Raw genomic sequence first — 20,017 nt, 5'->3', positions numbered from 1 at the left:
CCCCTTATTTCAAAAATAACGCCGAAAATCACTGAAATAGCGGGAGAAATTCCCCTTATTTGACTCAAACCACTAGAAAACAGGGGCTTTTTTTCATATAAGGGGAAAAACTCCCCTTATTCACCCTTAAAATGAGGTAGAATCTGCACTTAAGGGGAAAATCTCCCCTTATTTTCCCCGTTGGTTACCCAACCCAGGACAAGACACCCGGAACAGCGGCCATTGCCCGCCCCGAAAGTCCAACTCCCAATAACACCCTTTTACCAAAACAAAAAATATAGTTTATTTATATTCTACCACTACCATATCCCAATATTTAATAGACGGCAATGTGAATTCGAGCGAATCACCCTTCTGCTTGAATTCCAGTTCCATGGCGGAACCTTCATAGAGATCCGGTGATGCTGTCCAGACTTTGTCGACATCTCCATCTGTTTTGATGGTTACCTTCAGTTCTTCTTTTACAGAAGGCTCCGGCTGGGAACCATCATTGTCTCTCCACTCCATCGAGGCAGCATCCGTGAAGTTGATGAGCTGGATGATTTCTTGTTTGTCTTTCTTTTTGACAAAACTCCAAAGCGCGCCCAATTCAGGGGAAGCTGTTACTTCCTGGCCCTCGATGCTCACTTCTTTTTCCACTTCCTCCGCGCCGTCGCGAAGCAGGTTTTCGTACGCTACTGTAAAGTCATAATAGCTTGTGAGCTGGTCGTTCAATTCATCCGTGATTTCTAAATTTTTGTGCGGGAAATATTCTTTTGACAGCATGTTCTCCCCAAGTTCGAGGTGGGCGCCGCCTGATGCGAAGATGACCGAGTTTGTCAGCAGTACGCCAGGTGCGTTGAACTCACCCTTGCTGTTGGACAAATCATAGTTCATGTACGCCGCCAGCACGGTATTCAGTTCACCCTTGCTGTACTTTGAGTTTTGATCGATTACTTTTTTCAAGCTGTCATACGTGGTGTGTCCATCCCAAAGCTCTGAATACAGGAAGTTCACCGGTGCCTGGGAGGCAATATACCCCTGCGCATATTGGCTCACAGCATTCATGACAAAGTCCACATCCAATTCGGCTTTTGCCCGTTCAAGGAATGGAACATACGTCTGAGCAAGATCGATGGTTTTGCCCTGTCCGTTCCATAAAACACCGCGGTCGCCAAGCTGATCGACATGCCAGCCGTCAAAATTCAAATGATCGAATACTTCTTTCTCTGCATTGATCAGGTGTGTCTGCCATTCTTCATTTGAAGGGTCCATTAAGTAGATGTCACTGGCCCAGTTTTCAGGAAGCGGATGCTTATCCTGGTCATCCATGTCAGGGTCACGGAAGATTCCCCATTCCTTTTTGACCCCTTCTTCTTCAAAATTTTCATAGCTTCCGAATAACAAGTTATAGTTCATGGCTTTCATGTTCTTTTCATGAGCCAGCTCTATATATTTTTCGATGGTTTTCTTTGAGACTTCGCGGTTGGCGATGTCCGGCCACGTTTGGGCAACCTCTCCATTTTCCATCTTTAACGGCTTCTCATGCTTGAACTGCCAGTCATAAAATTGAATGCCATTGAGGTGGAAACGGTTCAGTTTGTCGATAATGGCTTCCTGTTCGCCTTCCTCCATCGCAAAGAAGTCGGCGAGATAACCGTATCTCGGGAATTTACTCCAATCGGATGAAACGTCGACCGCAATATTCTGGTGATCGACGACATCCTTCCCGTCTTTCACATACACCTCTGCCATATATCCTTTAAAGTCTTCTTTCTCAGGAGTCCATTCCCACGTAACTTCCTGGGAGTCAGACAATGTTACTTCCTGTTCTTCTACCTGGTCGTCGAGGTGCTTATATTGAATAAGAAGGCTGCCTTCCTTCACCTTTTCCTGCAGGGTAAGGGTGAATTTCACTTTATCTCCGGGAGCATAAGCTGCTTTATCCGTGTTCAGGGAACTCACCCATTCTCCAGACTCGATTGTGGCCGATTGAAACACGGGTTCATTTGTCGTACAGCCCGCCAATACATTCAATCCCAAACCTACACTTAACACCAACGCTAATTTCTTTTGATTTTTCATGAAAGTCTCCTTAATCTGCTTTTTTAAAAAAAGACTCTGTCAAAAAATACTGTTGTTTTAAAGGGTATGTTGACTTCCGCTCCAGGTGTCCGACTCCGCGGGGCGGGCGTTGAGCCTCCTCGGCTTCGCCTGCGGGGTCTCACCTGTCCCGCTAGTCCCGCAGGAGATCGTACACCCTCCGCTTCAGTCAACATATGCGGAAGAAATGAGAATCCATTGCACACTGGACCTATCAACTTTTGTTACTAATTTTGATGCTAGATTAAAAGAAGCAGCAAGTTGATCAACCCGTAACTGAACCCAAAATATCTTATGACAACAATATTAACTAACAGAGCCTGAAAAATTTAACCTTTGACAGCGCCTTCTGAGTCGCCGCTTTGGACGAACTTTTTCTGGAATATGATGTAGATCAAGATAACTGGCAGGATGGCAATGATGGAAGCTGCAAATATCCATGACCAGTTGCTTGCGTATTTACCTTGAAACATCATCAGGGCAATCGGCAGGGTTCTCATTGCTTCGTCTTTAATGATGGTTAACGCGACAAAGTACTCATCCCATGTTCCGGAAAAGGCGAAGATCGCCATTGTTCCGAGTGCCGGCTTGGATAGCGGAAGGTAGATCCTTCTGAAGATCGTCCAGTTTCCGCCGCCGTCCATCAAGATGGATTCTTCCAATTCTTTCGGTACGGTTTCAAAGAATCCGCGCAGGAAGAAGGTTGATCCTACTACCCCTCCGCCGATATACAGAAGCCATAGTCCCCAATACGTATTCACTAGCCCCAGGCTCTTGATAACCGTGAACTGAGGAACGATTGCCAATACAAGAGGAATCATCATGGTGAACAAAAACATTCTGAACAGTAGTTCTTTTCCTGGAAAAGTGAAGCGCACAAAGGCGTAAGCTGTCATGGCGCCTAAAAACACGCTTCCGACTGTCGCAACACCCGCGACAAGCAAACTGTTCAGGAAGTAACGGAAAAAGTTATTCTTGTTCCAAACTGTTTCATAGTTTTCCAGATTAGGTACTGCGGTAAATACCTCCTGCGGCCGAGGCAGTGAATACGCTTCGCCGATGAAGGTGGTCATAAGCATATAAATGAATGGTGTGATAAAAATGAGAAGCCCGAATATCAAAAACGCATAAACGATAATTTTCGAAAAAATGTTTCCCTTCATTTGTAAAACCTCCTCCTCTGGTTACATGAACCTCTGTCTTCCAAGTTTTTTCTGCTGCGTCAACGTAATGAGGAAGATCGTTAATCCCATCATTACACCCAGGGCTGAGGAATAACCAAAGTTGAAGTTATTGAAAGCCTGCTTGTAGATCATGCTCTGCAGTACTTCTGTCTGCCCCATAGGTCCGCCATTGGTGATGAAGTACACCTGCGGGAAGATATTGAACGCACCCATGACAAGGTTGATGATAACAAAGGCGGTGATTGGCCCAAGCATTGGGATTGTGACAAAACGGAAGGCCTTGATGCCGCTTGCTCCATCGATCGCTGCCGCTTCGTAAAGATTTTTCGGAATGCCTTGAAGAGCTGCCAGGTAAATGACAACGGTCCATCCGACTGTTTTCCAAATATGGAACAACCAGATAACAATCATTGCTGTCCATTGGTTTTGCAGCCAGCTGATCGGCTCATCCACAATTCCAACGTTCACAAGAAGATAGTTGATCAATCCGTTTTCTCCATCAGCAAACAAGTAACGGAAAAGGAAAGCGACAACGATCCAGGAAGTAATGATAGGAAGATAGTATAGAGTCCTGAAGGTAATCTTGTATTTAACGAACTGGATGTTAATCAAAACGGCAAAGAACAGTCCGAGGAACCAGTTGATCGGCACCGTGACGACTGTATTCAAAAAGGTGTTTCGCACTGCGTATCTGAAAGCAGGATCGGAAAATGCCTTCATGTAGTTCTCCAAGCCGACGAACGGGCTTTCGGCACCAGGCATGATGTTGTAATCCTGAAAACTCATGACAATTCCTTTTATTAGAGGATAGACGACAAATATGCTGGCACCCGCTAATCCTAAAAACAGAAACGGAAGAACCTGGAGCCATTGTCTAAAACCTTTTTTTACTCTGCTGGACATCGGCTTCTTATCGAGCATCACGACGTCTTGATTATTATTGTTTTTTAAATTAGGTAGCACCCCTGCTCCCCCCTCACTATTGGTAAAGACTCTCTTCGCAAAACCTGTTGACCTTGATATCTGCGTTAGTTGTTCCTTGCTCTTTTGAAAAGGCTCTTTTTCCAATGATTGTGGCTGTTTAAAAGCAGTGGATTTCCGCTCCACCTACGTAAACGGGTGTAAGGTAAAACAGCATTTAAAGCGACAATCTTTTAGAAAAGAGCCTATAAAAACTCTCTGCAATCAGCTTGCTTTTCAACAAAGTTTACGAAAAGAGCCTTAATGAAAGAAGATACTGCACCGGCAAGGCGCCTGGCGAGTATCTTCTCTTGTCAGTGTTTATTGCTGCAGTAAGGAATCTGCTTTCTTCGCAGCATCATCCATTGCTTCTTTAGCTCCCATTTCCCCGCGGATCACTTTTTCGAAGTTCAAGTTAATGATCGCTTCAACTTCTGACCATTGAGGGATTGGAGTACGCGGCAATGCCGTTTCAAGCTGTTTTACATATTTTTGAACGATTGGGTTTTCAATAACTTCAGAATCGTTCGCAGTTTCTTTGTTTGTCGGAATCAATCCTACACCAGCCATGATTCTTTGCGGCTCATCTGTAAGCATCCATTTTGCGAAAGTCCATGCTTCTTCCGGATGGTCGGAACCAGCAAATGTTACAAGGTTTTCTCCACCGATAACAGAGCTGCTGCCGCCAGGGCCTGAAGGGATTAATCCGCTGACAGTTGCTTCTTCAGGGTTGAACTTGCTGCCTTCTTCATTAGCCAGGACACTGTAGAACCAAGGGCCATCATCGATCATCAGGTATTCATTGTTCTTCATACCGTCCCATGCGCCAGGCTCTCCACCAAGAATCGTAGGTGCTACAAGACCGTCTTTTTCCCATTTAGCGATTTCTTCAACAGCTGCAATACTTTCAGGGCTGTTCAAGTATCCATCAAACTTTGTATAATCTTCATTTGTCATTGTTCCGCCTAAGCTCCAGAAGTATGGAAGGAAGGCCCATGAGAAGCTTCCGCTGATTCCGATACCGCCTTTTGCTCCACCTTTTACTGCTTTTTCAGAAGCGTCCACTAATTCATCCATTGTTGCAGGAGCTTCAGTGTAGCCTGCTTTCTCAAGCAATTCTTTATTATAGATAGCAATTTTTGTATTTGTATTAACAGGAACTCCGTAATACTTTCCTTCAAAAATGTTCGTTGCCATCGGTGATTCGAACACGCTGTTCTTTACTTCTTCAAATCCGTCAAACTCGCTTAGGTCTTGAAGAGCACCCATTTTGGCGAACTCAGATACCCAGACGATATCCATACGCATCAAGTCCGGAGCTTCTCCGCCTGATACACCTGCAACAACCTGCTGTTTCAAGCCTTCATATGGCATACGCGTCAATTTTAACTCGATGTTCGGATATTCTTTTTCAAACAAAGGCTTGATCTCATCGTTCAAGATGACCTCTTCTTGATCACTGTAAGTGTGCCAGTAATCCAGTACCACTTTATCTTTGCTGCCTTCACTACTTGAGCCTGATTCAGTCGAACCTCCGCTGCATCCTGCAGCAAATAGCATCGTCGAAATCCCAACTCCCGCAACCAGCTTGTTTAATAGTTTCATTTTTGTTAACCCCTTCCCTTTATTTAACTCTATTTTCCTTGAAAGCGCTTTTATATAAAACCGCTTACATTTTGTAAAAGGTGTTTTATATTACACTGTTTTTTTACAGGATTGTTTTTCCACACGTAAAAAGGTGTCGTATTTCTCTTTTGTAGAGATATACGACACCTTTTGGGTTGGTTAAGCTTTTCCGGCTTTGAGAAGACAGCACCTGAGGTAAGTAACATAGGAATTAAACATGCGGTTTAAATGGGTTTGATTTCCGCTCCAGGTGCCCGACTCCGCGGGGCGGGCGATGAGCCTCCTCGGCTTCGCCTGTGGGGTCTCATCTGTCCCGCTAGTCCCGCAGGAGGTCTGACACCTTCCGCTTCAATCTGTTTCAGGTAATAGAAAGCGAGGTGAACTTATAATAAAACTAAAACCCCTGAATGAAGTATTAATAATTGTCTTCGCTGACACCATCTACATTTATAAGCAGGCTAATCTCAAAATGGTTAACACCCCATTAACCATTTGTAATCTAATCTATCTTAATTCTAAAATGCTTCCCTCATAAAAAGAGATTTTCTTCAATGGTTGCTGTTGTATAAGAGTAATGGATTTCCGCTCCAACCCTCCGTTATAAAAGGATAGAGGGAGGTAATCAACAATAAATGCAGCAATTCCTTAGAAAAGAGCACAACAAAAGAACCATCATCTCTGAAAGATAATGGTCCCTCTTTACTTGGCTGGTGCCGTTTCTATAAACTCCAGCCCTTTTTTACTCATCAGGTATTTCAGACCATCTCGGAAGGTTGCGTGTGTGATGAACTTGCTTGTGTCCACTCCGGAGATGACCATTTCATGAGCAAAATTCGGTTTGAAGCCTACGAAGATTGTTTCCACGCCCATTAGGTTCAATCCAGCCTGAAGCTCGCTTATTCGATATATCAAGTTTTGCAGGCCCAGTTCTTCAACCTCTAAATGGCTGATTCCCGTAAAATCAATCAGAACGGTATCTGCCTTTTGTTTTTGGATGCTGAACAAAACTTTCTTTTGAATATTATCCAACCGTTTCTCATTCAACGACCCTGTTAATGGAACCAGCATCGTTTCAGGAATAATGGAAGGAATAATCGGAGTTGAAAGTTCATCGATCAGCTTTTCGCATTCCTCTACTCTTTCCCTCAGTTGACGAATTTCCTCTTCGGGAGTTTGTGACTCGCTCATTTCATTTACACCTCTTAAAACTTAGTTAGGACTAGTATACCATTTTGACAGGGAATTGTGGGTAAGCAATATCACTCTTTGTAAAAGAGACGGCTTTTCCAATGAATCACAACTAGAGGATTCCAGAGCAGGGGTCTCCTTTAATATCAGCTCCTGCCCTGCGTTATCCAATTTTAATCGTGTTGGTGATCTCAACATGAGAAAATGCTGGATTGAATTCTCAGCTTAAGGAGTTGTTACACGATGGCAAGGGGGTTCGTTATGGGTGGACTTCCATATCATATCCAAAATAGCAGAAGATTATTGCATTTAACAGTAGCAATTCCAGATCTAATGGATCGGGGTACTTATGTCTTTATTCAATTTTCTTCGATTAAGGACCTCGTTAGCAGAATAGCTATTGTATGTTTTCGTCCATATAGTTCAAATAGTAATTAAGAAATATTCCAGTTAAAAATCCCAGCATAATATTTGTAAAACATATTTTACACCTACTTTGTCTTGTACGTTATTTGAACTTTTTTCTATTCAACTAACCTGCTCTTTTCTGGAACAAAAGGCAGCGTGTTCAGTAAACTCACCAGTTTGATTAGAGTGATATATAGAATTAAATTTATAATATCCCAATGATACAAAGTATTATTGCGATTGCTACTATGCTTTCACCTTTTTGATGTACTCCCTCGCTAATCCTACTGTGCTTAATTTCCCTTAGTGCGATGAAAGAACCCACCAATCCAACTACACCAAGAAAAATGCCGATATAGGGTGTAATAGTTGATAATGCACCAAGTAAAATTGAAGAAACTGCTTTTCCGTTGGTCTTTTCCTCCATAAATATACCCCTTCTTCATTTGTATCGATAGTACGCTGGATTATGTACACTTCATCTCTTTTTAAATAACAGCTAATCCTAATAATTAGACGGAAACTCCATTGGTTTTGTTTCGGATTGTTCCATTAGCCTTCCCTTTACTTGAGTAAAGGGCGGCTGCTTCATCGGCAAACGAAACCGTTAGTTATATCTCACAGCACTTTTATAATAAAAAATAAAACTTAGAGCTATTGTTAAAAGAGCCGTTCCGCCGATAATATATACTGCACCAAAGTTTTGCGGCTCTCCAGTTAAAACCCAAATTTGATAAGGAATAAATATAATTGCTGAAATCACTAAAACTCCCCATAATAATGATTTTGCATTTTGTTGAACATCTTTAAAAACAGAATGTCTTTTGGAATATTTAATCATAGAGACCTTTCTCAAGGCGAACAACAAAACAAAAATCGATAAAATGAATAAAAGAAAGTTCATAGAATACATCTCCTTTCAGTAACAAATACACTTCATTGCCGAATTTCTTGTTCAACTATGCTGACCCTTTACTTGCACAAACGGCGGCTGCATATAAACTAATGCCCCAGTTATAGTTCAAAATTAATTTTCCGCTTCTTTAAGCCATTCTTGGGTACCATCTGTTAATATCACTTTAATATCTATGTTAATGTTTTTACCAAAGTGATACCAAACCCTTTTAACACCATCGTCCAATTCGATCATTTTCGTTTCTGCATCGCCGACAATAACTTTCTCATGTCTTGGTTCAGTTAAAGTTCCACACCATAAATGCGACTCTCCATCCAGGTTGCCACTCCATTCATCTAAAGGACATACATTGGTTCTTTTCCATAACCATTTGTCATCAGATCTTGTAAAGTGTGCAAGTTTTGGATGGTGGTTGTTGTAAACATCATCTTCTGTATGAGAAGTAAAAATAATAATATTATCTTCTTCCACTTTCTCTACTACCTTGTACTCGTCAATATCTTTATTATCTTCCATTTCATCATGAAAGACTTCTTCCATCGTTTCAGGACTGTTACAGCCGACAAGCAGAAGTGGAAACAGAACAATACCAATTATATTTTTCAAACCATCATCTCCCTTCACAGCTGCCTTAGCATCAATCTTGAATTTCTTAAGGGTGAAGCTTGTCAGTCGAAGAAGCTGTTTTTTTGAAGAAAACTGATCAGCAATTAAACAGGTAATCACGCAAGAAATAAATAATAGAGAACAAAAGATAATAAAAACACCGGAAGAATAATCATAAGTTTCTTTCTAAAGTTCTTAAATAACGAACTATTATCTGGCGCATACCAAAGTTCCAAAGAAGAGAAAAAGAGCAGCAAAACCGTAATGAAAACCCCTATCATGATCTCCACAACCAACCGCCTCCCCAATGATAAATTTTGTACACGTGGTGAACAATTCCATGCAGTGGTATGACGATTGCCAAAAGAATAAGGTTTCAAAACTTTAAGGCTGAGAACCTACAGTATTCTACTAGGAGGTTTATAATGGGACTCACTTTAACCTTATTAGGAATTTTATCGTCTGCTGCGGTTCTTGATAAGGTACTCTTTTTTACAAACCTGTTTCTCTATCTTAATACCAATTATTTCAAAATCTGGAGTATTACTCAAGAAAATGAAACAAAAAAAGAAGCTCATCCTTATTCCGGATGAGCTTCCCTTTGTTGAACAAGACGACATCATTAACTGGTCTTCGGTTATTGCCTCCTTGTTACTTATTATTTTGATTTATCTCCTCTAGCAGCTCAATAATTCTTTTATTTTGTTGTGATTGCTATTTTAAAAAACCCACAATTGTCCCGATACCGACTACAATAAGCAGTGATAAAATCCACATAATCATACCCCCATAAAAAACCTTATTACATTACTTTACCTTAGTAAAATATCGCTGTATATTGAAGGGTTCCGTCTTGCTTTTATCCTTCTCTGTCCTCTAACAACTCGCCTGTGTTTACGAATCCAAGTGACTGATAGAATTGAAGTGCAGGATAATTAAACAGGCTTTACATGGTCAGGTCTTGCACCTGGCCGGCAGTTCCCTTAAACTTCTTCACTGGCGCGTTTATTTCCTTTATAAATGAAATACAGCGCAATCATCATAAACACCAGCGCTGCGGAACGTTTCATATCCAAGGGAATCACTAAACTATTGAACCAGCCGAAATGGTCAATAACGACACCGATTACAAGCTGACCAATGATGACGGTGATATTGGCCGCAATCACCCCGATTTTTGGAACGGCCGCGACAATAAAGAGTAAAAACATCACGCCTAAAAAGACTGCGCTTAACTGCCATTTAGGCACTTCCAATATAGCAAGCACATTTCCCCGACCGAAAAACAGAATGAATATGGCTAGAAACATGGTGCCCGTCAGAAAAGTTAATAGTGTCGTTTCGATCGTTCCTGCTTTACGGCTGAATGTACCATTAATAGCCGACTGTGCGCTTAATGTAAGACCACCTAAAAAGGTGAATAAAATCATGAATATCCCCACTTTTCATACCTCCTAGTAAACTAAAACAAGTGCAATAATCATCGAAACCACCGCAAATATTTTTTCTTTATTGATTCGATATTTCTTACTTCCAAGCCAGCCGTAATGTTCTACCACCATGCTCATGACCAACTGGCCGATAATGACCGCCACCATCGTGATTCCGACACCAACAAACGGAACACTAATTACTATGGAAGTTAAATAGACAACCCCAAGGACACCGCCAAGCATCGTCCATTTAGGGGCTTCGGCAGCATGAGAAAGCTTACCCTTCCCAAAGAACAGCCATAACAAACCGAGAATGATCGAGCCCACAAAGAAATTGTAAAAACTGGTTTCGAGCTTTCCGATCGACTTTCCTAGCTCACCGTAAATCGCTCCTTCAAAGCTAAGCGCTGCCCCCGCTAGCAGTGCTAATATATATGCAATGTAACGCATGGAATAAATCCCTCCTGATTTCTTTATTTTTAAATATCTAGAAAAATCGATATACTGCCGCAAAAAAAACAGAAATCCACCATCTCAGATTTCTGTGCCAAGATATTCAGCAAACTGGCGAATGGCTTCTTCGTTTCTTCGATAATACGTCCACTGGCCGTAACGGACAGATTCAAGAAGCCCTGCTTTCTGCATCATGGTTAAGTAGTGAGAGACCGTAGATTGAGAAGCTGCCGCTTTTTCCTGAATATCACCTACACACACTCCCCCTTTATAACTTACCTCCTTGGGCAGGTGAGCGCCTTGCTTAGGAAAGTGCTTCTCCGGTTCCTTCAGCCACTTTAATATATTTAGTCTGGTTTGATTGGATAACGCTTTGAATACATCGATTGGTTCCATAGTTCATATTATATATCGAGTTTTTTCGATATGTCAATCAGCGGGAGTGAATACCGGGGGAAGGAGGTTCCTTGTCCCTCCTTCTCAGGCAATGTTTAAAATGACAAGATCATCAAAAAGCTTTAACCATAACAGGCTTTTGATCTGTTTGAAAAAGTGAATTGATCACTCTGCTATAACTTTCATTTGAGATATCCATCAGTCCCCATCTTAAAAAGAAATAAGCATTTTCCACGCCCATTACCATAGAAGAAAACTCAGCAATATCCATTTTAATTTCCACATCATAAGAACCTTTCTCTTTTACCTCGGCGATTTTTCCATTTTCAAAGGTTACTATAAATGGCAAAGAATTCGAGTGATAGAACTCATCGTGAATAGAAAATTTAACGGCCAGTGTAACGCCAGGATTGAACTGATGATTCTTCTCTTGGAGGTCCTTAAAGAAATTAACACTATTGATGATCCTGTACATGACCCCGATTCCTGCATTTGCTGCGTGTTTATTGTCAGTGGCGGAAGGAAAGTCAGCCATGGTCGTTTCCCCGCTTTCTGGAGAGTTTACAAAATGTAAAAGTTCATCAGAATTAGAGTTCAGTATCACACGTTTGATTTGATCGGACTGGCTGTGCAGAAACGTTGAAATTTCCCTCAGGACTTGTGGCGACTCAAAGAAAAGTTCGTGAATAATTAAATCTTTCTCTTCAATGCTGTACACAAAATAGCCTTTCACTTTTCCCTCGTCGACATAACCGATTACCCTTCCAAACCAAAAAGGCCGGTTCAATTCTCTTTCAAAAGGAAACCTTCTTGTCATCCCGTGTGTTCGCGAATAGACCCTGTTGTAGCAATCAAGGACCTGTTCCCTATCTTCCACACCTAATTCTACTAAGTGCCCCTTTTCTTTATAGTCAGGAAATTCTCCTGGACTTATGTAAAACTGATAATTCTTTGTGCCGATTCCAAACCCCATTTTTTTATAAAAACTTACTTTAAACGGGTGTAACATGACAAGATTGGCATTTGCCTCTTCATTCATCTGAAGAAAATACTGCAGCAGCTGATAGGCATTTCCTTCTTTTTTATGAAGCATATCAACCGCAAGCATACCGACTCCTCCTGCACGGATCGGTGTAGACGAATAGTTCACTTCAAAATCAAACGTTCTCATTCCCGCTACCACATCATCGCCTTTGAACAAACCAAATAAACGCTCTTTAGTTGTTTCTTCAATGTGGTTTTCCAGCCATTTATCAGCATTCAACCCTGGAAATGCTGAATTGGCGAGCTTGCAAAACTTCTCATAATCCTTCCCGGCTATCTTTCTGATTTGTTTTTCCATCCAATCCTCCTATAACACTTACTAATTCAATAAAAATGGTGATTTCTTCATCTAACCACATTAACATAATTTTCAAAGGATTTATTCACCAAATTCAGCTTCTGGCTTTTAAAAAAGAGGAACTTTCCTATCCTTATCCCCTTTACATAGTCATCTTATTAAGCCTAAGATAATAGGAGACATTGGGAGGGATTATATGAATTTAACGAAAGAAAGAACATTATTAATTTTCCTGGTTATGTTAATACCCCTTGCCATAACGTATTATGAAGTATTTTATACTCCCAAGGACTCGCTTGAGCTGTACCAGCATTTTGCGTTTGCTGATGACTTTAATGAAGCTCAAGAGATTGTTTATGAAGAGTACCAAGGGAACTTTACAGAGGAAGAATTCCACCTAATAAAAGATAGTGTGGATTCCCCGTCTGAAATTAAACAGTTTACTCTATTAAAATACGAAGATAAAAATATATTAGTCGAAACTTCACCAGGCACAAAAAAACTGCATGTCCTGAATGTGAAAGAAATACCTGACGAAGAAATGAAAGCTTTAATGGATACAGAAGATCAACCGTGAATTTTAAAAAGATCTTAGGAGAGTGATTACATATGGGAAGACGAAGTGCGGGGATATCATTTTTCGCCTTATCAACAGTTTTAATATCAATTAAATACATAACTGAAGCCATGTGGCAAGCTGATGTTGGGGACACCCTTAGTAACGCCAGCTTACTCTCGCTATTTGCAGGGATAGTTTATTTAGTTTGGGGAGAGTATGAGGAATTTAAAAAAGGTAAAGATAACTAGATGAAAGGTAAAAAGCTTGGAAAACATACCAAGCTTTTTATTATAGTTAAAATATTCATATGTTTAAAATGGAATCTTAAACTATCCACATCTTCATCCTGTAGGGCTCGCTGGACAGGCTTCGTTTCTATCGTTTTTCTGCCTTTACGGGGTACTTAATATTGTTCTTCTCAAGCTTCTTATAAACCTCTTCCTCTAGATCCACATCCAGTGAATCAGCCAGCTGGACTAAATAGATCAGCACATCCGCCATTTCTTCTTTGATATTCTGTCTGGAATCCGCAGCAGCCTCTTCACTTGTTTTCCATTGAAAGTTCTCCAGTAGCTCACTCGCTTCAAGGACGATTGATATTGCCAGGTCTTTTTCCCGGTGGTCGTGATTCCAGCCTCGGTCGTCTCGGAATTTTAGGATTTCTTTTGTTAGGTTTTGCATGGGGTTCTCCTCTACTTCCTAATTAGGTTTATCTTTATGGATTATTCAGCAATAAGTAAGTTAAACTCTCTCAAAAACAAGGATAGTTCATCAACTGATTGGAATTTAAAAGCATATCCATACGGAATTGGCGTTTCCCCGGTATTTTTTCTTTTAGGGAAGTTCTTTAATGCTGTACTATGAGTGAAACCTTTCGTCATATGTTTTAGCAATATTGAACTTTCTACAGTCTCAGGGTTTAATGCCAGGGATATTTCCTTGTTAGGCATCAAGTACACCAATTCCTTTGTGTCTATGTTCTCAAACTCTATTGCTTTAGTTGTTTCGTGTATCACGTCGAAATTATGTAATTTAAGGATTTTCACTAGCTCTTCCACATCATCATCTCCTTGGTATGGGTTATTTCTTCATTCTACTCTAAATTGGTTAAGTATTTGGAGTTGATCCTTACTCTTTGACCTAAGTAATGCTTCTTCCAATAATAATTATCTCTTAATCTACTTTGACAACTAGCAGTAAATTCGTCTCTGACTCCTGGATTATCAAATATGAAGTAGTCCCTATTCTTTTGAGTGCTTAACATACTCATAAAAGAAAAACCGTATGTAGCATACTTGTTTATCCCTGCAGTTCCTCTTGGGATAAACATCATAATTTCTTTAATAGTGAACACCTTTCGTAGGTCTAACTGGCTCTTTTCAACTTCTATAAGAAAGCTTAAAAACAACTTATCGGCATTAACCCTGTTTTCAATATTTGTAGTAGAAAATAATTTATATTGATCTGAATCCCAATCTAGTGCTTCCATTTTTATCCCCCTAAATTTTTTTAATACTTCCCAATCCACCGAACCAACTTAGCCTTACTCCTGTCATACCACTGAGCACATACCAAATACTTCTTCCCCTGTATTGTTATAGGCTTAGCATAATACCGATTCCGCCCAGTATGATCCTTCCCTAGCTCATCCATCTTCCCCATGTCTGTTATCTCCTTGAGCAAAGGGAAATTCAGATCAAAGGTATCTTTTGAATATCTTTGATCCTTCAAACTCTCTATCACGGATTGTGGAACACGCCCACTCTCCAGCAGCCTTACTAAATCCGTTCTGGCAATTACTCCTATCTTCTTCTCACTAACACTAACAGGCTCCGCTTCAAGCGCTACAGATACAGCAACCTCTTTTTCAGCAGCGTTGTATTCTTCATACTTGCGAGCTTTCCGGCTTAACTGTTTCAACACCCTCTTCTTTTCCTCTATCTTTTCTTCTAACTCCAATAGTTCTTTTTGTCTTAAGCTGATCGTTGTCTCAAGGTTTGAGAGTTCTAAGATTTTCTTTAGCATGGGGCCCCTCCTCTGTTCGTCTGCACGATTTTAACCCTATCTATGTTATTATGATTATACCAAATAAAACCATATATTAGGAAAGGATCCCCATCATGCTTAAACAAGGAATCTACGAAGAAATCATTACGGAAAAACTTCAGGAAGAGCTTGCAGGCTCCGACCTGGATTTTGATATCGGCAAGACCCCTTTGGATGTGGAGGAAGCTCGAAAGGTCCTGTCTTCCTACATCAGCTCGGTTACCAGGAATGCTCTGAAAGCTGTCCGCGATGAGGAGCGGAATGATCAGCAGGCTCTCCTCAGACAAATTGAGACCTGCAATGAAATCATCGACATTCTCAGCCAGCGATTGGATCGGCAGGAATTTGAGAGACTGCGAATCTCTGAAGAAGGCCAAGTCCTTACCCATATCTACTCTAAGATGAATTCCGTCCGCAGCATCGGGAAACAGGAAGTCATCCGTCCTGTGACCCCTATCTCCGAGAGTTCGTTATTCACCGGTTCCAGCTACGAGCCGAACATGCTGGGTGAGCTGAAGAAGGAGATCGTCTCCTCTGACTCTATCGATATGCTCGTCTCCTTCATTAAGTGGAGCGGCCTGCGGATCATTTTGGAAGAACTGAAGACATTCACGGAGGGTGGCGGCAGGCTTCGTGTCATCACGACTTCTTATATGGAAGCGACGGACTTCAAGGCGATTCAGGAGCTGAGCAAGCTTCCCAACACCGAAATCCGTATTTCATATGACGTGCAGCGGACAAGACTTCACGCCAAGGCCTATCTTTTTAAAAGAGACACAGGCTTCAGCACGGCGTACATCGGCTCCTCCAACCTATCCAATCCCGCGCTGACTTCCGGTCTCGAGTGGAATGTGAAAGTAACCGAGAAGGATTCCTTTGATGTTCTCAAAAAATGTGAAGCCACCTTTGAAAGCTATTGGAATGACAGGGAGTTCAAACTGTTCAACGGAGAGAATGCGGAAGACAACCAGACACTCAAGCTCGCCCTGGAAAAAAGTAAAGTCGCGGAGGAATCGGTTCACTATCTCTTTGACATCCAGCCTTACTTTTACCAAAAAGAGATCCTTGAAAAGCTGCAGGCAGAACGGGAAGTTCATCATCGTTATAAAAATTTGTTGGTTGCCGCAACCGGGGTCGGAAAAACCGTCATCTCTGCTTTTGACTACAAACGTTTCAGGAAAGCAAACGGCGGCAAGGCCAAGCTGCTTTTCGTCGCTCACCGGGAGGAAATTTTAAAACAAAGTCTGAACACCTTTCGCGCGATATTACGTGAACCGAACTTCGGGGACATGCTTGTTGGAACGCAACAGCCTTACTCTCTCGATCACTTATTTGTCAGCATCCAAAGCTTTAACAGCAAGGAGCTTCATCAACATACCGAGAGCGGCTACTACGATTTTATTATCGTTGATGAGTTTCACCATGCGGCCGCAGACTCTTATCAAAAGCTGTTGAACCATTATCACCCGAAGATTCTCCTGGGACTGACCGCTACCCCGGAGAGGATGGACGGAAAAAGCATCCTCTCTTACTTTGATGATCACATCGCAGCCGAAATGCGGTTAACACAAGCGATCAACCAAAAGCTCTTAAGTCCTTTTCAATATTTCTGCGTCACCGATACCGTCGATCTCTCCAACCTGAAATGGTCGAGGGGCGGCTATGACACCAAGCAACTCGAAAATATCTATACGTCCAATGACCTTCGAAGCACGCAAATCGTTCAAAGCGTGCAGAAGTATGTCACGGATATCACCGATGTAAAAGCACTGGGCTTCTGCGTATCGATTGCCCACGCTCAGTACATGGCCGACTTTTTTAACAAATCCGGCATCCCCTCTATCGCATTACATGGAGGAACGGACCGAAAAACCCGTCAGGAAGCTCAACAGCTGCTCGTCTCAGGAGAAATCAAGTTCATCTTTGTCGTCGACCTATACAACGAAGGAATCGACATCCCGGAAATCAATACCGTCTTGTTCCTGCGCCCGACCGAAAGTATGACCGTCTTCCTGCAACAGCTAGGACGCGGCCTTCGCCTATCAGAAGACAAAGAATGCCTGACCGTCCTGGATTTCGTCGGACAAGCTCACCGCAACTATTCATACGAAGAAAAACTGCGAGCCCTGATCGGCAAATCAAAGCACTCCGTTCAGTACTATGTCGAAAACGGATTCTTCAACCTGCCAAAAGGCTGCTTCGTCCAGCTGGAAAAACAAGCGAAGGACTACATCCTGCGAAACATCAAGGCAGGCGCCAATACCAAAGGAAACCTGGTAGCCAAATTAAAAACCTTTGAACACGATACCGGGAAACCTGTCTCCTTGAAAAGTTTCCTAGAGCACTATCACCTGGATCTCTATGATTGCTATGGAGGAAACAGGGACCGAAGCTTTTCACGGCTACTAGTAGAGGCGGGTCTTGCTGAAGATTTCACCTATGAAGACGAGACCTGGCTGACCAAACGGTTGCCAAGCCTCTTCCATCTCAATTCAAGAAAGCTGCTGGAGTTTATAAGAAGCTATATGGAAACAGGAGAAGCCAACGGAAAAGAAGAAGAACTGATGCTGAACATGTTCTACTACTCTTTCTACCAAGCCCATCCTGAAAAAGAAGGACTCTCTTCTGTTAATGCTGTCTAAAAACGTCCATATGTTGACGGTATTGTTTGTCCGGGGATTGACGGATATAATGTCCTTAATCACCCTGAAGAAAGGAAAAGACGCCTTCCATTATGCCGGCCATTACCAGTGGCGCGACGGAAGACGTCCCTCAAACAATATGATTGTTGTAAATGATTATATCATAGTGGAATCCGCCGATAAAAGCGTTTTTTATTAAATGTGCAGAAAAGGTTCCTTGTCCCTGTTGTAATCATCAGGACTTCAAGGTCATTGGTTCAAGGGAGAGAAAGTTAAAAGATGAGAGAGGCATGGCCAGAACGTTTATCATCAGGAGGCTGCGTTGCCAGCAGTGCAACAAGATTCACCACGAGCTTCCTGACTTAATGATCCCATATAAACGATACGCTGCAGATGTCATTGAGGAAACCATTTTTCAAACAGCCCACCTGACGGTGGCAGCGGATGAATCTACGATTTACGGGTGGAGGAAATGGTTTTCTACTTTGATTGATTACTGGTTGTTTATTCTTCAATCCTTACTGATTCAATTTGAGCAGAATGAGACCCCAACGGTCGACCTGTCCAGTCGTCTGTTGCCTGTACATAAACGAATTGGACAATGGTTTGGCACAGCAAGTGGATGGCTGGGGAAAATTGTCCATCCAGTTGCAAATCATCATTTTTGGATACATACCCGTTCTGCGTTTTTGTCCGCTTATCCATGATTTACACTTCAATTATCAAGAAAAAAGGAGTGTTAACAATGGATAGAACTAAAGCAGATGAAAAGGCAACGAATCGCTTTCAAATGATTGCGCCGTTATTAGATGAAGAATTGGATAAGCAGGGGCGAGGAAGACTCATCAAGCAAATCTGTCTGAGGCACGGACTTTCAGAACGCACCATTCGACGCTATATCTCGCAGTTTAAGGAAAAAGGCTTTGAGGGTTTAAAACAAAAACCTTATCGTTCAGTTCCAGAAGAATTACAGGATCAAGTGCTTGAACAGGCTATTTTACTGAGACGTGAAGTGCCAAGTAGGAGTATTGCCTCCATTATTCAAATCCTCGAGTGGGATGGCNCCCTCCTCCTTTTTGGATACATACCCGTTCTGCGTTTTTGTCCGCTTCTCCATGATTTACACTTCAATTATCAAGAACCCCTGAGTGTTAACAATGGAGCGACCTCCCGCCGCTGCCCCGGCCCCGCCTCTCTTTCCCCTTCTTTCTCCTTTCTTCTCTTCCTCCTTTTCTCCTCCTTTTCTCTTCCGCCTCCTCAAGCCCATCTGTCTGAGGCACGGACTTTCAGAACGCACCATTCGACGCTATATCTCGCAGTTTAAGGAAAAAGGCTTTGAGGGTTTAAAACAAAAACCTTATCGTTCAGTTCCAGAAGAATTACAGGATCAAGTGCTTGAACAGGCTATTTTACTGAGACGTGAAGTGCCAAGTAGGAGTATTGCCTCCATTATTCAAATCCTCGAGTGGGATGGCCTTGTAGAAAAAGGTATACTGAAACGATCAACACTGCAGGAGCGTCTCGCAAAACGTGGTTATAGTTCACGGCAAATGAAGATGTATCATGAAACATCTGGAGCTGTCCGACGTTTTCAGAAGCGTTGTCGGAATGCTTTATGGCATTCTGATATTAAATACGGACCTTATTTACCGATTGGACCGAACGGTACGAAAAAACAGGTATATATGGTAGCTTTTTTAGACGACGCGACTCGATTTCCACTTCATGTGGCATTCTATCCTATGCTTGATGCTCGTTGTGTTGAAGATGCTTTTCGTGAAGCTGTCAGAAAGCATGGGGTTCCTGAAAGTGTTTACTTTGATAACGGTAAGCAGTACCGGACGAAATGGATGGCCAGAACCTGTTCCAAGTTAGGTACCCGGCTTCTATATGCCCGTGTGACTGCTAAACTAAAGTAGACAGTTTTTGCTAGATAAGATGAAACACTTATTTACCCTAATATACCAGTAAAATATATGGCCCTTCCATTGTATGATGATGGTTTGATTTGTAAATCATTGGAGGGCTGAGAAAAGGTGGATAAGTGGGAAATGTATATGGAAATACAGCAGTTACTCAAGAAAGGGTTCAGTAAAACCAAAGTAGCAGATAAGCTGGGGGTGTCCAGGGCGACTGTATATCGTCACCTTAAGAGATCTCCTTCGGAGACGGCAGA

The 20,017-nt window shown here is 42.0% G+C and carries 22 protein-coding genes and 3 pseudogenes; 9 read left to right on the top strand and 16 right to left on the bottom strand.

The window, feature by feature from the left end; translation table 11 throughout:
- Window positions 1-282: 282 nt before the first annotated feature.
- The 8 genes from FZC79_RS13575 to FZC79_RS13540 all read right to left on the bottom strand — a co-directional run bounded on the left by FZC79_RS13575 (window position 283) and on the right by FZC79_RS13540 (window position 8,970).
- A complete protein-coding gene (locus tag FZC79_RS13575) occupies window positions 283-2,064 on the bottom strand; it encodes a glycoside hydrolase family 66 protein (RefSeq protein WP_148947313.1) in 1,782 nt (593 codons plus the stop codon).
- A 347-nt stretch (window positions 2,065-2,411) separates the two neighbouring features.
- Window positions 2,412-3,245: a carbohydrate ABC transporter permease gene (locus FZC79_RS13570; protein WP_148947312.1), complete on the bottom strand. Its 834-nt coding sequence runs from the start codon at window positions 3,243-3,245 to the stop codon at window positions 2,412-2,414.
- Between the two features lie 21 nt (window positions 3,246-3,266).
- Window positions 3,267-4,229 carry a carbohydrate ABC transporter permease gene (locus tag FZC79_RS13565; RefSeq protein WP_215727438.1) on the bottom strand — a complete coding sequence of 321 codons (963 nt, stop codon included), beginning with the start codon at window positions 4,227-4,229 and terminating at the stop codon, window positions 3,267-3,269.
- Between the two features lie 318 nt (window positions 4,230-4,547).
- Window positions 4,548-5,831: an extracellular solute-binding protein gene (locus FZC79_RS13560; protein ID WP_148947311.1), complete on the bottom strand. Its 1,284-nt coding sequence runs from the start codon at window positions 5,829-5,831 to the stop codon at window positions 4,548-4,550.
- Between the two features lie 720 nt (window positions 5,832-6,551).
- Window positions 6,552-7,040: an STAS domain-containing protein gene (locus FZC79_RS13555; RefSeq protein WP_148947310.1), complete on the bottom strand. Its 489-nt coding sequence runs from the start codon at window positions 7,038-7,040 to the stop codon at window positions 6,552-6,554.
- 613 nt (window positions 7,041-7,653) lie between these two features.
- Window positions 7,654-7,875, bottom strand: a complete 222-nt coding sequence (locus tag FZC79_RS13550; protein ID WP_148947309.1) for a hypothetical protein — start codon at window positions 7,873-7,875, stop codon at window positions 7,654-7,656.
- 180 nt (window positions 7,876-8,055) lie between these two features.
- Window positions 8,056-8,352, bottom strand: a complete 297-nt coding sequence (locus FZC79_RS13545) for a hypothetical protein (protein WP_148947308.1) — start codon at window positions 8,350-8,352, stop codon at window positions 8,056-8,058.
- A 123-nt stretch (window positions 8,353-8,475) separates the two neighbouring features.
- On the bottom strand, window positions 8,476-8,970 hold the full coding sequence (locus tag FZC79_RS13540; protein WP_148947307.1) for a hypothetical protein: 495 nt from the start codon (window positions 8,968-8,970) through the stop codon (window positions 8,476-8,478).
- Window positions 8,971-9,395: 425 nt separating this feature from the next.
- Between FZC79_RS13540 and FZC79_RS23195 the strand changes: the two genes are divergently transcribed.
- A complete protein-coding gene (locus FZC79_RS23195; RefSeq protein ID WP_187442779.1) occupies window positions 9,396-9,563 on the top strand; it encodes a hypothetical protein in 168 nt (55 codons plus the stop codon).
- A gap of 390 nt (window positions 9,564-9,953) precedes the next feature.
- Here the strand turns inward: FZC79_RS23195 and FZC79_RS13535 are convergent, their stop codons facing one another.
- From FZC79_RS13535 to FZC79_RS13520, 4 genes are all read right to left on the bottom strand, one after another.
- On the bottom strand, window positions 9,954-10,412 hold the full coding sequence (locus tag FZC79_RS13535; protein ID WP_148947306.1) for a DMT family transporter: 459 nt from the start codon (window positions 10,410-10,412) through the stop codon (window positions 9,954-9,956).
- A gap of 12 nt (window positions 10,413-10,424) precedes the next feature.
- Window positions 10,425-10,853: a DMT family transporter gene (locus FZC79_RS13530; protein ID WP_148947305.1), complete on the bottom strand. Its 429-nt coding sequence runs from the start codon at window positions 10,851-10,853 to the stop codon at window positions 10,425-10,427.
- A gap of 84 nt (window positions 10,854-10,937) precedes the next feature.
- Window positions 10,938-11,252 carry an ArsR/SmtB family transcription factor gene (locus tag FZC79_RS13525; protein WP_148947304.1) on the bottom strand — a complete coding sequence of 105 codons (315 nt, stop codon included), beginning with the start codon at window positions 11,250-11,252 and terminating at the stop codon, window positions 10,938-10,940.
- A gap of 112 nt (window positions 11,253-11,364) precedes the next feature.
- On the bottom strand, window positions 11,365-12,594 hold the full coding sequence (locus tag FZC79_RS13520) for a GNAT family N-acetyltransferase (protein ID WP_148947303.1): 1,230 nt from the start codon (window positions 12,592-12,594) through the stop codon (window positions 11,365-11,367).
- A gap of 196 nt (window positions 12,595-12,790) precedes the next feature.
- Between FZC79_RS13520 and FZC79_RS13515 the strand changes: the two genes are divergently transcribed.
- The gene (locus FZC79_RS13515) at window positions 12,791-13,171 is read left to right on the top strand and encodes a hypothetical protein (RefSeq protein WP_148947302.1); all 381 of its coding nucleotides are present in this window, start codon (window positions 12,791-12,793) and stop codon (window positions 13,169-13,171) included.
- Window positions 13,172-13,203: 32 nt separating this feature from the next.
- Window positions 13,204-13,401: a hypothetical protein gene (locus FZC79_RS13510; RefSeq protein WP_148947301.1), complete on the top strand. Its 198-nt coding sequence runs from the start codon at window positions 13,204-13,206 to the stop codon at window positions 13,399-13,401.
- A gap of 127 nt (window positions 13,402-13,528) precedes the next feature.
- Here FZC79_RS13510 and FZC79_RS13505 read toward each other — a convergent pair whose 3' ends face one another.
- Genes FZC79_RS13505 through FZC79_RS13490 form a run of 4 tightly spaced genes read right to left on the bottom strand, consistent with a single transcriptional unit; the run spans window position 13,529 to window position 15,178 of the window.
- The gene (locus FZC79_RS13505; protein WP_148947300.1) at window positions 13,529-13,834 is read right to left on the bottom strand and encodes a nucleotide pyrophosphohydrolase; all 306 of its coding nucleotides are present in this window, start codon (window positions 13,832-13,834) and stop codon (window positions 13,529-13,531) included.
- A gap of 41 nt (window positions 13,835-13,875) precedes the next feature.
- The gene (locus FZC79_RS13500) at window positions 13,876-14,211 is read right to left on the bottom strand and encodes a hypothetical protein (RefSeq protein ID WP_252183327.1); all 336 of its coding nucleotides are present in this window, start codon (window positions 14,209-14,211) and stop codon (window positions 13,876-13,878) included.
- 35 nt (window positions 14,212-14,246) lie between these two features.
- Window positions 14,247-14,642 carry a hypothetical protein gene (locus tag FZC79_RS13495; RefSeq protein ID WP_148947299.1) on the bottom strand — a complete coding sequence of 132 codons (396 nt, stop codon included), beginning with the start codon at window positions 14,640-14,642 and terminating at the stop codon, window positions 14,247-14,249.
- Between the two features lie 20 nt (window positions 14,643-14,662).
- Window positions 14,663-15,178: a hypothetical protein gene (locus FZC79_RS13490; protein ID WP_148947298.1), complete on the bottom strand. Its 516-nt coding sequence runs from the start codon at window positions 15,176-15,178 to the stop codon at window positions 14,663-14,665.
- 95 nt (window positions 15,179-15,273) lie between these two features.
- Here FZC79_RS13490 and FZC79_RS13485 point away from each other — a divergent pair.
- From FZC79_RS13485 to FZC79_RS13465, 6 genes and pseudogenes are all read left to right on the top strand, one after another.
- Window positions 15,274-17,829 (top strand): annotated as a pseudogene (locus tag FZC79_RS13485) (DEAD/DEAH box helicase family protein); the annotation flags it as partial.
- Between the two features lies 1 nt (window position 17,830).
- Window positions 17,831-18,040, top strand: coding sequence for a hypothetical protein (locus FZC79_RS23190; RefSeq protein ID WP_148948309.1), 210 nt, complete (start codon window positions 17,831-17,833; stop codon window positions 18,038-18,040).
- Window positions 18,021-18,548 carry a DUF6431 domain-containing protein gene (locus tag FZC79_RS13480; RefSeq protein ID WP_353733612.1) on the top strand — a complete coding sequence of 176 codons (528 nt, stop codon included), beginning with the start codon at window positions 18,021-18,023 and terminating at the stop codon, window positions 18,546-18,548. Before FZC79_RS23190 ends, FZC79_RS13480 begins: the two co-directional genes overlap by 20 nt.
- Window positions 18,443-18,781: pseudogene (locus tag FZC79_RS24075) on the top strand (helix-turn-helix domain-containing protein); the annotation flags it as partial. The gene FZC79_RS13480 and the pseudogene FZC79_RS24075, both read left to right, overlap by 106 nt.
- A 217-nt stretch (window positions 18,782-18,998) precedes the next feature.
- Window positions 18,999-19,739: pseudogene (locus FZC79_RS13470) on the top strand (DDE-type integrase/transposase/recombinase); the annotation flags it as partial.
- Window positions 19,740-19,892: 153 nt separating this feature from the next.
- Window positions 19,893-20,017: helix-turn-helix domain-containing protein (locus FZC79_RS13465; RefSeq protein ID WP_353733611.1), on the top strand; the 125-nt coding region annotated here is incomplete at its 3' end.

It is taken from the genome of Rossellomorea vietnamensis (assembly GCF_008180615.1).
In the GTDB taxonomy this organism is placed as follows: Bacteria; Bacillota; Bacilli; order Bacillales; family Bacillaceae_B; genus Rossellomorea; species Rossellomorea vietnamensis_D.
Note: the sequence above shows the minus strand (reverse complement) of the source record. Positions and strands in the feature narration are given on the sequence as shown.

Excerpts from the sequence above, each read along its gene's own strand:
- FZC79_RS13575 (WP_148947313.1), bottom strand. The coding sequence starts at position 2,064 with ATGAAAAATCAAAAGAAATTAGCGTTGGTGTTAAGTGTAGGTTTGGGA.
- FZC79_RS13570 (WP_148947312.1), bottom strand. The coding sequence starts at position 3,245 with ATGAAGGGAAACATTTTTTCGAAAATTATCGTTTATGCGTTTTTGATA.
- FZC79_RS13560 (WP_148947311.1), bottom strand. The coding sequence starts at position 5,831 with ATGAAACTATTAAACAAGCTGGTTGCGGGAGTTGGGATTTCGACGATG.
- FZC79_RS13555 (WP_148947310.1), bottom strand. The coding sequence starts at position 7,040 with ATGAGCGAGTCACAAACTCCCGAAGAGGAAATTCGTCAACTGAGGGAA.
- FZC79_RS13550 (WP_148947309.1), bottom strand. The coding sequence starts at position 7,875 with ATGGAGGAAAAGACCAACGGAAAAGCAGTTTCTTCAATTTTACTTGGT.
- FZC79_RS13545 (WP_148947308.1), bottom strand. The coding sequence starts at position 8,352 with ATGAACTTTCTTTTATTCATTTTATCGATTTTTGTTTTGTTGTTCGCC.
- FZC79_RS23195 (WP_187442779.1), top strand. The coding sequence starts at position 9,396 with ATGGGACTCACTTTAACCTTATTAGGAATTTTATCGTCTGCTGCGGTT.
- FZC79_RS13530 (WP_148947305.1), bottom strand. The coding sequence starts at position 10,853 with ATGCGTTACATTGCATATATATTAGCACTGCTAGCGGGGGCAGCGCTT.
- FZC79_RS13525 (WP_148947304.1), bottom strand. The coding sequence starts at position 11,252 with ATGGAACCAATCGATGTATTCAAAGCGTTATCCAATCAAACCAGACTA.
- FZC79_RS13520 (WP_148947303.1), bottom strand. The coding sequence starts at position 12,594 with ATGGAAAAACAAATCAGAAAGATAGCCGGGAAGGATTATGAGAAGTTT.
- FZC79_RS13515 (WP_148947302.1), top strand. The coding sequence starts at position 12,791 with ATGAATTTAACGAAAGAAAGAACATTATTAATTTTCCTGGTTATGTTA.
- FZC79_RS13510 (WP_148947301.1), top strand. The coding sequence starts at position 13,204 with ATGGGAAGACGAAGTGCGGGGATATCATTTTTCGCCTTATCAACAGTT.
- FZC79_RS13505 (WP_148947300.1), bottom strand. The coding sequence starts at position 13,834 with ATGCAAAACCTAACAAAAGAAATCCTAAAATTCCGAGACGACCGAGGC.
- FZC79_RS13495 (WP_148947299.1), bottom strand. The coding sequence starts at position 14,642 with ATGGAAGCACTAGATTGGGATTCAGATCAATATAAATTATTTTCTACT.
- FZC79_RS13490 (WP_148947298.1), bottom strand. The coding sequence starts at position 15,178 with ATGCTAAAGAAAATCTTAGAACTCTCAAACCTTGAGACAACGATCAGC.
- FZC79_RS23190 (WP_148948309.1), top strand. The coding sequence starts at position 17,831 with ATGCTGTCTAAAAACGTCCATATGTTGACGGTATTGTTTGTCCGGGGA.